Annotated in this window: 11 protein-coding genes; 3 read left to right on the forward strand and 8 right to left on the reverse strand. The window is 44.2% G+C overall.

Translation table 11 applies throughout. The annotated features are described in order from the left end of the window. Positions 1 to 157 precede the first annotated feature (157 nt). From emrD to speA, 3 genes are all read right to left on the reverse strand, one after another. The gene (emrD, locus tag L3V37_RS02740; protein ID WP_005374234.1) at positions 158 to 1,363 is read right to left on the reverse strand and encodes a multidrug efflux MFS transporter EmrD; all 1,206 of its coding nucleotides are present in this window, start codon (positions 1,361 to 1,363) and stop codon (positions 158 to 160) included. Between the two features lie 409 nt (positions 1,364 to 1,772). Next, complete coding sequence (gene speB / locus L3V37_RS02745) at positions 1,773 to 2,693, reverse strand: agmatinase (protein WP_237305788.1); 921 nt, start codon at positions 2,691 to 2,693, stop codon at positions 1,773 to 1,775. Between the two features lies 1 nt (position 2,694). Further along, positions 2,695 to 4,617: an arginine decarboxylase gene (gene speA / locus L3V37_RS02750; protein ID WP_237305789.1), complete on the reverse strand. Its 1,923-nt coding sequence runs from the start codon at positions 4,615 to 4,617 to the stop codon at positions 2,695 to 2,697. A 311-nt stretch (positions 4,618 to 4,928) separates the two neighbouring features. Between speA and L3V37_RS02755 the strand changes: the two genes are divergently transcribed. Then, entirely contained in the window at positions 4,929 to 5,654 is a 726-nt protein-coding gene (locus L3V37_RS02755; protein WP_237305915.1) for an MBL fold metallo-hydrolase, read from the forward strand. 66 nt (positions 5,655 to 5,720) lie between these two features. Here the strand turns inward: L3V37_RS02755 and L3V37_RS02760 are convergent, their stop codons facing one another. The 3 genes from L3V37_RS02760 to L3V37_RS02770 all read right to left on the reverse strand — a co-directional run bounded on the left by L3V37_RS02760 (position 5,721) and on the right by L3V37_RS02770 (position 8,064). Beyond that, on the reverse strand, positions 5,721 to 6,149 hold the full coding sequence (locus tag L3V37_RS02760) for a RimK/LysX family protein (RefSeq protein ID WP_005384193.1): 429 nt from the start codon (positions 6,147 to 6,149) through the stop codon (positions 5,721 to 5,723). A gap of 65 nt (positions 6,150 to 6,214) precedes the next feature. Beyond that, positions 6,215 to 7,120 (reverse strand): 30S ribosomal protein S6--L-glutamate ligase, encoded by a 906-nt coding sequence (rimK, locus tag L3V37_RS02765; protein WP_005374224.1) that lies wholly within the window; start codon positions 7,118 to 7,120, stop codon positions 6,215 to 6,217. 329 nt (positions 7,121 to 7,449) lie between these two features. Continuing rightward, positions 7,450 to 8,064 (reverse strand): TetR/AcrR family transcriptional regulator, encoded by a 615-nt coding sequence (locus L3V37_RS02770; RefSeq protein WP_237305790.1) that lies wholly within the window; start codon positions 8,062 to 8,064, stop codon positions 7,450 to 7,452. Between the two features lie 155 nt (positions 8,065 to 8,219). Between L3V37_RS02770 and L3V37_RS02775 the strand changes: the two genes are divergently transcribed. Next, positions 8,220 to 9,233, forward strand: a complete 1,014-nt coding sequence (locus L3V37_RS02775) for an MBL fold metallo-hydrolase (protein WP_237305916.1) — start codon at positions 8,220 to 8,222, stop codon at positions 9,231 to 9,233. A gap of 95 nt (positions 9,234 to 9,328) precedes the next feature. Next, positions 9,329 to 9,673 (forward strand): DUF5329 family protein, encoded by a 345-nt coding sequence (locus L3V37_RS02780; protein WP_033906240.1) that lies wholly within the window; start codon positions 9,329 to 9,331, stop codon positions 9,671 to 9,673. Here L3V37_RS02780 and L3V37_RS02785 read toward each other — a convergent pair. Continuing rightward, on the reverse strand, positions 9,641 to 10,540 hold the full coding sequence (locus L3V37_RS02785; protein WP_237305791.1) for a LysR family transcriptional regulator: 900 nt from the start codon (positions 10,538 to 10,540) through the stop codon (positions 9,641 to 9,643). The two genes, L3V37_RS02780 and L3V37_RS02785, sit on opposite strands and share 33 nt — an antisense overlap. A 1,331-nt stretch (positions 10,541 to 11,871) precedes the next feature. Then, positions 11,872 to 12,210 (reverse strand): YggL family protein, encoded by a 339-nt coding sequence (locus L3V37_RS02790; RefSeq protein ID WP_005374208.1) that lies wholly within the window; start codon positions 12,208 to 12,210, stop codon positions 11,872 to 11,874. Positions 12,211 to 12,249 lie beyond the last annotated feature (39 nt).

Here is a 12,249-nt window from a genome sequence, read left to right on the forward strand (position 1 = left end):
AGCTGAAAACACATTGTGTAAGCAGCTGTTATTTTTAACAAATATCAATTCGAAAGTTAAATCATTCTCATCGGGAAATCGATATAGTGTGATATGAAAAAAGGGACACACTTGTTGAGTGTGTCCCTTTTGGATTTTGAAAGTAAGCTGATAATGATCAGATAACTTGCGGTACTTCGTTTGAGTGATTGTGTGCTCGATTCACCCACATTAACCCAAGCATTGCAATTACCGACATTGCCATCATCAAAATGCCCAAAGGCATCTGGTTATGCGCTGGAAATAGTGACGCGAGCAAAGTTGCGACACCTGCCCCCAAGTTTTGCATGCCACCCAATGTCGCGCCTGCTGTTCCTGCATGGTATGGGAATGGCGCAATCGCTCCAGTTGTTGCTGCTGGGAAGAGAATACCCGCACCCAAAAAGTACACGGTTGCGCCTCCAACCAGCGTTAACGCCGTGGTCAAACCAAACAAGCCTGGGATGAGCACAATAGCAGAGCCCACAAAAATAGAGACCAAGCCTACGTTTAAAGCACGACGCTCAGAGCGACGTCTTGCGATGTAGCTAGATAAGCCCGCACCCACCAAGTAACCTGGGATCGGCAATATAAACAGCAAACTTACCGTTGTTGCAGGTAATTCTAATACCCCACCCAACAACACCCCAGCCGCTGCTTCGAATACACCCACACCAGCGAATGTTGCAACCAGGCAAATCAAAAAGCCTTGAAAGCGACGGTCAGACAAAACGTGTTTGTAGCTTTTGGCTACTGGTTCGAATTTGCGTTTCTCTTTTGGTAGCGTCTCCATCATGCTTGTCATCATGGTGATCACAACCGCGATAGCAAATAGCGCTAAGAACAAGTAGCTCGACCGCCATCCGAAAGCTTCTGTTAGGTAACCGCCTAATACTGGTGCCATTAATGGTGAGAAAATCACACACATGCTAATTAAGCTGTTTGCTCTGTGTAGATCAGAGCCTTCAAAGCAATCGCGAGTCAGAGTGCGTGACATCGCACCGCCGCAGCCAATACCTAAGCCTTGGATAAAGCTACCAATCAAGAACCATTCAAATTGATGTGCAAATAATGCTACCAGTGTACCCGCGATGTAGATAAGCAGCCCGACGATGATGATCGGTTTGCGTCCCAAGCGGTCCGATAGTGTGCCATACGCAAATTGCGACAAGCCATATGGGATTAGGTAACAAGCCATCACAGCTTGAAGTGATGACGCAGATACCAAAAACTCGCCCGCCATATGACCGATTGAAGGCACGTACATTGTCTGGGTCATTTGACCCACGGCAGTCAATATAGCGATTAAAAAGGTAAGTTTCGCTAATGGAAACGAAGCAGACATTTGCGTATCTCTCCAAAAAATTTAAGACGTAAAAACCCTTAGCGCTCTTTTACAGAGTGCCAACTGACTTCTTGTGTTGCGGGGGTATTTGCGCGAGATAATAGTGCTTGCTTGTATAATTAGCAATCGAAAAGTGTGAAGTTGAGCAAGATAAAAATCTATGATTTCAATTAGAAAAACTAATCCGATTTTGTTTTCAAAAAGCGGTGCATTTCTTTGTCTAATTACGTTAAATTTTTTACTTTTCGTGAATAGAATGAGCCTTATAGGTAACTGGTTTTAATGGTTAAAGTGCAAAAATAAAGCGTCTGCTCGGTTGAGCTGAGTTCAAGATGAAACGAGTGAATAAAAGGTAGAGGAAAGCATCAGAAAGAAAAGGGAGCCGAAGCTCCCTTAGAAATGATTATGTCTATTCGCGCTCAGATGCGTATGCGTAAAGCATTTCTAGTGCGATGGTTGCTCCCGCTAGTGCGGTAACATCACTGTGGTCGTATGGAGGCGATACTTCGACAACATCCATACCCACGATATTCATGCCGGCTAAACCACGAATAATTTTCAGCGCTTTGTCTGAGTTCAAGCCACCACAAACTGGTGTACCAGTTCCCGGTGCGAAGGCCGGGTCTAAGCAGTCGATGTCAAAAGTGACATATATTGGCTTGTCTGCGACGGTGCGACGAATTTCTTCTAGGATCTCGTTCACCGGCATGTCATTCGCTTGCATCGCATTAATCACATTGAAGCCGTGATCTTGCTGTTTGTACTCCGTACGAATGCCGATTTGTATTGAGTTCTTCGCTGAGATCAAACCTTCTTTCGGCGCATGGTAGAACATCGTACCGTGGTCGTATGAACTGCCATTTGCATAGGTGTCCGTATGAGCATCAAAGTGAATCAAAGCCATTTGGCCATGATGCTTCGCATAGGCACGTAGGATAGGTAGCGTGATGAAGTGGTCACCGCCCAATCCCAACATGGTTTTACCACTTTTTAGAATTTCACTGGTTGCCGCTTCAAGGCGGTAAGTAAAATCTTCCGCATCACCGCAATCGAACACGAGATCACCTGCGTCGATCACTTTCAGTTTATCCAATACGTTGAAGCTCCACGGGAACTTCTTACCTTCCCATGCCAAGTTGACTGAGGCACGGCGAATTGCATCTGGACCCATACGCGCACCTGGACGACCAGATGTTGCCATGTCCAGAGGGACTCCCAACACCACAACGTCTGCGTCTGCCGATACCGGGTTACGAATGTACGGCAGACGTAAAAACGACATAGAGTTGGAGTAAAGCGAATAATCAGTTTTAGTAAACAAATCATTCATATCAGAAGTCCTCTAAATAGGTGTATCCTGCTAGACCTTGTTCTAGTTCTGCTAGGATTTGTGCTTGTTCATTGGCTTCAACTCGCTGTGAAACCAATTGTTTATAATTGTCACGAATCGCATCCACGTCGATATGAACGTAGCGCATCATGTCTTCTACACTATCACCTTCGTTGATGTAACTGATCTCAAATTGACCATGTTCATCAACATTGACTACAGCACTGTGGGTATCACCAAATAGGTTGTGCATGTCACCAAGGATTTCTTGGTATGCGCCTACTAGGAAAAAGCCCATTAGGTACGGTTTGTCTTTGCTCCAAGCTGGTACAGGTAGCGTGCTCTCGATTCCTTGACCATCAACGTAGTGATCGATCGCGCCATCAGAGTCACATGTGATGTCCAACATCACTGCACGACGCTCTTCCGCCTCGCCAAGGCCAGAAAGTGGCAGAACAGGGAACACCTGATCAATACCCCAAGCATCTGGTAGAGATTGGAAGAGAGAGAAGTTCACGAAGAACTTATCCGCAAGACGTTCGCTCAACTCGTCCAGAATCGGACGGTGGAAGCGATTCTTAGTGCTCATCTTGCGGCCTAATTCGAAGTAAATGCGTAGTGACAATTGTTCTGCCCACGCACGTTGTTCCAAGTTAAGCACGCCTGTAGCAAATTGAGAGTGCACTTCTGCCAAATCACTTTGGGTATCATTGTAAATCTCAATTAACGCACGAGCGTCTGTACCATCTTGTAAGTTTTCCCAGTTTCGCCACATGTTTTGTAGCAAAAGCGGAGCGTCCTCATCAAGCTCATGTACTTCTTCCGGTAGGTACGACTCGGTACCAATTACGTTAGAAATCAATACAGCGTGGTGCGCTGTTAGCGAGCGACCCGATTCCGAAATGATCACTGGCATTGGTTGTTCGTATTGCAGACACACATCGCCCACTGTGTTCACGATATTACGTGCGTATTCTGCAAGGCCGTAGTTCATCGAATTCGATGATTGGCTGCGTGTGCCGTCATAATCCACTGCCAAGCCGCCGCCCACATCGAAGTACTCGATGTTTGCACCGAGTGCGCGTAGTTCGCAGTAGAAACGTGCAGACTCGTTCACACCATTGCGTACATCACGGATGTTTGCCATCTGTGAACCAAGGTGGAAGTGAACCAGTTGCATCGCGTCTAGGTTGCCTTCGCGTTTAAGACGTTCAATAACGCTAAGCACTTGCGATGCTGATAAACCAAACTTCGATTTTTCACCGCCACTTGCTTGCCATTTTCCTGCGCCTTGAGAGGCGAGGCGAATGCGTAAACCAAGGCGCGGTTTTACGCCCAAACTTTTCGCTTCTTCTAGTACCAGATCCAGCTCAGAAAGCTTCTCTAGTACGATGAATACCTTGTGACCCAGCTTTTCACCGATCAGTGCAAGACGCACATACTCACGGTCTTTGTAGCCATTACACACGATTACGGAGCTACCTTGTTGAGCCAATGCAAGTACCGCCAACAATTCTGGCTTGCTACCCGCTTCAAGACCAAGCTGCTTGGTTTCTAGTTGAGCTTGGCTCGCTAGAATTTCATCCACCACTTCACGTTGTTGGTTTACTTTAATTGGGTACACCAACAAGTATTTGTTTGGATATTGGTATTCTTCAATTGCTTGGTTGAATGCGTGGCAAATACCATGCACACGTTGGTGCACGATTTGCGGGAAGCGTACTAATACAGGCAGATTTAACTGCTTCGCTTCTAGCTCATTTACAATAGCGCTGAAAGGGATTTGATGTGCACGATCACTACGTGGTGATACATATACTTCGCCTTGGTCATCAATGCCGTAGAAACCTTGGCTCCAGTAGTGAACGTTGTAGTCCGCGCGGATGCGGTCTAATTTAGTTGCTTTTTCCAACTCGATTCTCACAAAAATGTACTTAACTCCTTAATTAATTAGAAGGAAAAGTACAAAAAAGCAAATCATGAGGTATTTACCTCATACCCTGACACGAACTCCGTGTGCGCGCATTAACGGATAAAAGGGCCCTTGAGTCTAATGATTAAAATCTATCATCTCGATTATGATTTGTTGTCGTCGCTACGTGTGAATATTTGTTTACCGAAGCGTCCATTCTGCTGTTATAGTTGGTCTGACCAGTAAGGGTTCGGTCATGAAGCATCTCACTAAAATAAGGACATATTTTGCAGCTGCACAGAATTCAGGGGTACATTCAGACCATGTATCTCGCCGAATATCCCGATAAATTATTGTTGCTTGATGGTGCCAGTCGAGCAGACATCCCTCATCTTAAAGACTTTATTGAACATCAACTCCATCGTCCTTTTTCTGACCTAAAGTTGGTTGTTGTGACCCACATGCATCCAGACCATGCTGGTGGTGCGCACAAACTACGTGATTTAACAGGATGCAAGCTATTGGCCGCAAAGCGAGAGAGCCAGTGGTATAGCGGTATAGACGGTTGGCTCATGCATTTGACCGATTTGATGTTAGCACGCTGGATGGCGAATCGGATGCGTAAACCAAAGCAAAACCTGTGGTATTCCCGCAAGCTAAAGCCAGATATTGAACTTATTGATGGAGAGTTTATTCCTGGATTTGATGATTGGCAGGTGCTAGAAACGCTAGGGCATACTGATCGAGATCTGTCGGTTTATCATTCTGAACAAGATGTGTTGTATGTGGCGGATTTAATGGTGCAGGTGAAAAAGCATCTGATTGCGCCGTTTCCCATATTTCATCCGAATCAATATCGGCAATCATTAAAGCGTGTGTTTGAGATGAATCCGCAATGTTTGCTTTTGGCACATGGGGGAGAGGTGACTTTGGATGAAAAAGCGTATCAGCACATTTTGAATACAGCGCCGACTAAGCCGATGACCCATTGGCGAGTGACAAAAGTTAAAGCGAGGGGATTGTTGTTTGCGCTATTTCGTAGGAAGTAGGCGAAGATAAAGCCAGACGAGTGATGCTCAACAAAAACGTTCGATCACTCATCTGAAGCTACGGGGTTAAGATGCCAATAAGTGAGATTGGCTAGGATCAACGAGCACTTTGTCTGCCATGCCCTGACGACCTAACAGCATCATGTAAGTCATTTTTTCACGGTTAGTCAACGTAATGTCGATTGGCCATTGTTGGTCGCCCATACGCAGCATCGTCGTGATCACGCAGCGGTGCTCAAAAGTACCGTTAGAAGATTTAACCTTACGGTTTGCTTTTAGTTTCGCTGTGCAGCGAACCACTTGTTCTAAATGGTATACATCTGGGTGCAGATCGAATGCAACATAAGACTGACCATCTTTTTCAAAGCAATCAATATTGTCTACATGTAATGAAGAGGTTTGAGCGCCTGTATCAATACGCGCTTCAAGGTGAGTAATCCCTAACTCTGGCAAGCAAATAGCTTCGGCATTCCCAATGATCATTTTCTGATTCATAGTGTCATCCTAGCGACGAGTAACAAGAGAGCCGGTTTTTGGCTCTCTTGTGCGTTAAACAAAAATCAACCTTTACCGCGAGTACGGTTTGAATTTGGCTTAGCGTTTTTCTCGATAAAATCGAAGATCATACCTGCAATGTTTTTACCAGTTGCTAGTTCGATGCCTTCTAGACCAGGGGAAGAGTTCACTTCCATTACCACTGGGCCATTTTTAGATTGAAGGATATCCACACCACAAAGGTTCAAGCCCATCACTTTCGCTGCATTTACAGCGGTCGCACGCTCTTCTTTGCTCAAACGCACGAGTTGTGCAGAGCCGCCACGGTGAAGGTTAGAACGGAACTCGCCTTCTTTTGCTTGGCGCTTCATTGCGGCGATTACTTTATTTCCGACAACAAAACAACGGATGTCCGCGCCTTTTGCTTCTTCGATAAATTCTTGCACCATGATGTTAGCTTTCAAACCCATGAAAGCTTCAATCACGCTTTCTGCCGCTTTATTTGTTTCTGCAAGTACAACACCAATGCCTTGAGTGCCTTCTAGCAATTTAATCACTAGAGGTGCGCCACCAACGTTTTTGATCACGTCCTGAATGTTGTCAGGATGGTGAGCAAAGCCAGTGCGTGGCAAACCGATGCCTTTACGTGATAGCAGTTGCAATGAGCGCAACTTGTCACGAGAGCGGCTGATCGCGACAGATTCGTTGACACAAAATGTACCCATCATTTCAAACTGACGTACAACAGCAGTGCCGTAAAACGTAATAGATGCCCCAATACGTGGAATAACAGCATCGTATTGCGGTAATTCTTCACCCTTGTAGCGGATCTTAGGGTTGTTGCTCGTAATGTCCATATAACAGTGAAGCGTGTCGATCACATCGATTTGATGCCCACGTTCTTCACCCGCCTGTTTTAGGCGCATGGTTGAATATAAATTCTCATTACGAGAGAGAATAGCAATACGCATGGCAATTCCTTAGTAAGTCAGTACCAAATTAAAATATAAGTATAGAGCATAGAATGCAGTAGGCAGGTGATCATGTTATGACATAACCTACTTACTTCAACGATTTAGAATTGTGGTTGAACAACCACGTCGTCAGAGGTGCGCACCTTAGGGCGTTTTTTTGTGAGATGAAAACGAAAAAGCATCGTCGACACGACAAAAATATTTTATCGAACGCTCACGCCTTGCGGTATGAGACTGTCAAGGGTGAGATAAATAAAATTGAGCAAAAATTTCATCGCTTTGTCACGAATTATCGCTTAAAAAAGCGGCCAATTTGACCGCTGTTTTTAGCTGTTTTGATAGTGACTTAAAAAAAGTTCCGCCGTTTGGGTAGCTAACAGCCTAGATTCTTCATTCGATAAAGAGGGGCGAATTCCCATTAACTGCGGCCAGAATGCACTGCCTTTAAGTAAGTTGTGCAATTGAGTGCTTGCTATATGTACATCATCAATTTGCAAAGCGCCACTGTTCGATTTCTCAGTAAGCCAGCGGTACAGGGCGGTTTCCTGTTTCGACATTTGTTCTGCTTGTTCTTTGAGATCTTCCTGCTTAAATAAGAAGTGCCCAAATGCCACTTTTGCCAGCTCAATATAGTTTGGTTCCGTCACCACAATGATCTCGCTGTAGAGTAATTCAATCAATTGATCTTTGAGTGGCAGAGTGGCCAAGCGTTTAATATCGCTTTCCATCATTGACGAACGCCAAAGCTCAGTCAGCAACTCCGTCACGATCGCTTCCTTAGAAGGGAAGTGATTATAGACCGTGCGTTTAGATACTTGTGCGATTGCAGAGAGCTTATCCATGCTGGTGTTTTGCACCCCAAACTCTTGGAACGCTTGCCTTGCCGCGCACAAGATGGCTTCTCTTTTGGTTTCGCTACGACTTTTTCTTTTTACATTCATAAGCTTGCTAAGTTAAGAAGATCATTTCTTGATCTATTTTACACTAAGTAGTTTACTTTTGATAATTAGAAAGTAAACTGCACCGTGTAGTTTACTTTTGTTCGGGTTAACTTTTTATGAAAAAAACTTTGCTAGCCACAGTAGGAGCGTTCGCGATGGGTACATCCATGATTTCTTGTTCTAATGTTGATACTGAAAAAGCGCCAACATACCCGGACAAATTTTCAAACATAGAGTTGGAATACAAAAGCGGTTTAGGCGACATGTTCGGAATCATGAAAGCGTATTTTATGACTGAGCGCCTTAACCCAACACCAACGATTGAAATTCCAGTGCATGCGATCACAGCGCAGCAGCTGTTAGAAGAGCAAGATGACGTCATCTATCGTCTGGGTCACTCAAGCGTATTAATGAAGCTCGATGGAAAACTGGTGATGACCGACCCTGTATTCAGTGATCGCGCGTCTCCTGTGAAATGGGTTGGACCAAAACGTTTTCACAAAACCCCCATCACGATAGAAGATTTGCCAACTATCGATGTGGTGGTGATCAGTCATGACCATTACGATCACCTAGATAAAGCTTCTATCAAAGTGCTAGGCGACAAGGTGGGCACTTTCTTGGTGCCGTTAAAAGTTGGCCAATTGCTGGTGAATTGGGGTGTACCCAAAGAAAAAGTGATCGAACTAGATTGGTGGGAGTCACACTCTGTTGACGGCATTGAATATACACTAACTCCGACTCAGCATTTCTCTGGTCGAGGTTTGACAGACCGCGATACGACGCTGTGGGGCAGTTGGGTTATCAATGCACAACAACACAAAGTGTTCTTCAGTGGTGACTCTGGTTACTTCAATGGCTTTAAAGAGATTGGCGAAAAGTACGGTCCATTTGACTTCACCATGATTGAAACAGGTGCGTACAATGAACTCTGGTCAGACACTCACATGTTCCCAGAGCAAAGCGTTCAAGCACACATCGATGTGCAGGGCAAAGTTATGATGCCGATCCATAACAGCACGTTTGATTTATCGATGCACGATTGGAATGAACCGATGCAACGCGCGTTAGACATCAGTGAAGAGCGCGGTGTAACGTTAGTTAGCCCTGAGATTGGTCAACGCTTGGCGATTGCGGAGCCTCAGCCTGCTCAGGCATGGTGGCAATAATTGCTGAACTAAACAGCCAAACACCAGAATAGTTAAGTCACTTATCAGTAGTTACTATTAGTAGTTACGTGGTCAGGGATAAGGATAAAGGTGCGATGAAAGCAAAGTGGACGTTGTTACTTACATTAAGCATTCTGCCGACCTTTGCACTAGCAGGGGTAGAGCAAGATATCTCGACGTTGATAAAACGAGTTGAGCAATCCTCTTGCACCTTTATCCGCAACGGCAAGGCGTACACTAATCAAGAAGCGGCAGAACACATGCGCAATAAATGGGATTACGCCAAAGATGACGTTGATTCCGTGGATGTGTTTATAAAAGAGGTCGCGTCAAAGAGCTGGTTATCTGGCAAACCATATTGGGTGGATTGCCAAGAGGAACGCATTACCAGCGAAGAGTGGCTAACATCATTGATGCGCGCCACCGATCACATCCAATAACACTTCTTTGATGGTCTGATAGCGCAGAGGTAGAGCACGACTGCGCTTACGAACTAGAAATAGCTCTTCACATACAGTGTTTTTCAATTGAGCAATGTGTAACGTGTCTTTTAGCGGAAAATTGTCGACCGCACTTTGAGGCAGCACGGTGAAGCCAAGTCCTTTGCTGACAGGTAGCAAAATTTGGCTCAATTGATTTACGTAGCCGGATAATGGTAAATCGCTCATCTTAATTTCTTGGAGCTCTGGTTCTTCACATTGGTCAAAAAACAGCGTCATGTAATGCTCGGCATCAGGGTGGCTAATGACACCACAGTCATGCAAGAGTTGTGGCGTTATCTGCTTATTTTGATAATGCTTTGGCAGAACCAAGCACAACCTCTCTTTACCAATTCGCTCACTGTGAAACAGACCTTTGTTGGGAACATCAGTCACGATACCAATATCAATGTGCCCTTGCGTTATGGCGTTGAGAATAGATTGATTTGGCGCGGCTTCTAAATGTAACGATAAGCTCGGGTGCTGTTTTTGCTTCTCCAAAATGGGCCCATACAACATTAACGCCATTGCACCAGAACAAGCCAGTTTACAATGGCCTGAAAACGCATCATCAAAACTGAGCTCTTCGAGCAGCTTCTTCTCTCTATCTTCTAACTCGAGCGCATATGCGTAGACGATCCTGCCTTGCTCGGTTAATTCGAAGCTTTTGTTTTCGCGCTTGATCAAGGCATGCTGACAACTTTGCTCTAATTTTTTGATGTGTTGGCTGACGCCAGGCTGAGTCATAAAAAGTTTTTCTGCCGTTTGCGTAAAATGACCGACTTCAATCAATGTCTTAAATGTATGTAACCAAACAGGATTAAGCATAGTGTGTGATTTTCTGAGAGCTTTGTTGGGAGACGTAAAGAAAATGATAGCACGGTGTTTTATGAAAACAGAGAAGACTTAAACGATAAAAGATGAATCGTTATCAATACATTACAGACAAAATAAAACCCCGCCTGGTTTCCCAGACGGGGCTTATTCTTTTTCGCAGCAATCCAGCTACTAATAGGTGCTCCCTGCATCTATCCTTGATTGTGGCTAAGTCCTTTAACCGAGTTCCTTGTTCATCGCCTTCCTAGCGGTGTCCATTCTTGCCTATCATCCTGACGGGCGAACTCTATCCTAGAGCTTAACTACATCCTTGCTGACAACTCATCCTAAGCTATCAAATCTTCATCCTGAAGATACCCAATCCTTTAGGCTTTTTTCCTGTTCCCGCCAACATCCTGTCGACAAATTGAGTATTGATGTTTTGCTGATTTGACTCAATTAACTTTTCTAAATTATTTTTACTTATTATTTTAAGTGAATTTAAATATTACTTTTAAATCATATATTTAATGTTTTTTCTGGCATTGCTCTTAGAGGTGATTAATCTATTTACTTACAACTCTTGTAAGAGATCTCGCACAAGTTTGGTGGTGAATGTATTAATGTGCGCTTTTTGTTCCGAGTTCTGTGGATTGAACTGGATCACAATGCGTTAAAAGGGAGACGATAAAGATGAAAGTGAATTGATCTTGAGTAGAGATTTGTTTGAAAAGAAATAAAAATTCTTGCGGTTTTTATAAACAGTATGGTAAATCTGAAATGCCCACCTTGTTAATCCTTATTAAGATTCAATGACAGTATAAGTAGGGAACTTGATTGCCATTTTTCTGTCATATCTGGTGAGTAAGTTAACTGTGTCAGATAGATAATATGCCGTTTGCCAGTAAAAACAGGCTGCAAGAAATCGGTAATTATCATTATGTTGTGAAATTGGTCACGGTTAAATGATTGATTCCCTTATAGATTGAAGGGGATACGACCTTAGACAATAAGCTCCATGAGGAGCGTTACTTATATAAGATGAGGGACTTTACTATGAAAAAGACTAGAAGAGCTCAGCTACATCGTGTGCGTATTCAATACTGGAAAGACACGAAAGACGCACCAGCTAAAAAATCATAGTTAATTATACCTAAAGGCACGAGCTGGCTGTGGAACGCAGTTTCCCGTTGATTGCCAGCTCAAAAACGCCACAATCACTCCGCGCAACTTCCCAAGCACCCTAATTTACTATCACATTCTTCAAAAAATAAAAAAGCCAGTCTTAAGACCAGCTTTCTCTACCATTTATTGAGCTCTGCGTATTACAGGTTGCCCTTTAGTTACAGGTAGTTGGCGTCAACTAGTTCGCCCGCTTGCGCGCTTTTCACTTCTGGACGTGCTTCTAACCATTTAATAACTTGCGCTTTCTGTTCTTCAGTCGCACTGCCGTAACGGTCAGTAGAACATAGGAAGCCTTCAAACAGTTCTAGACCACCGCCACCGAAGCAAAGACCAAGCTCGTCAATGTAGTCGATAAAGTCATCAACGAATGCATCGTAACGGTCGAAGTCGTTAATGTCTGTTTCACAGCTGATCTCGAAACCTAGGATTGCGAACTCACCTAAGAACAGCTTTTTACGGATACGACGGCTCTTGTTATCGATCTTGTCTAATTTCATGATTATCTCTCGTAGATGATTTGATTTCGTACACCTTAT

It is taken from the genome of Vibrio sp. D54 (assembly GCF_021728075.1).
In the GTDB taxonomy this organism is placed as follows: domain Bacteria; phylum Pseudomonadota; class Gammaproteobacteria; order Enterobacterales; family Vibrionaceae; genus Vibrio; species Vibrio alginolyticus.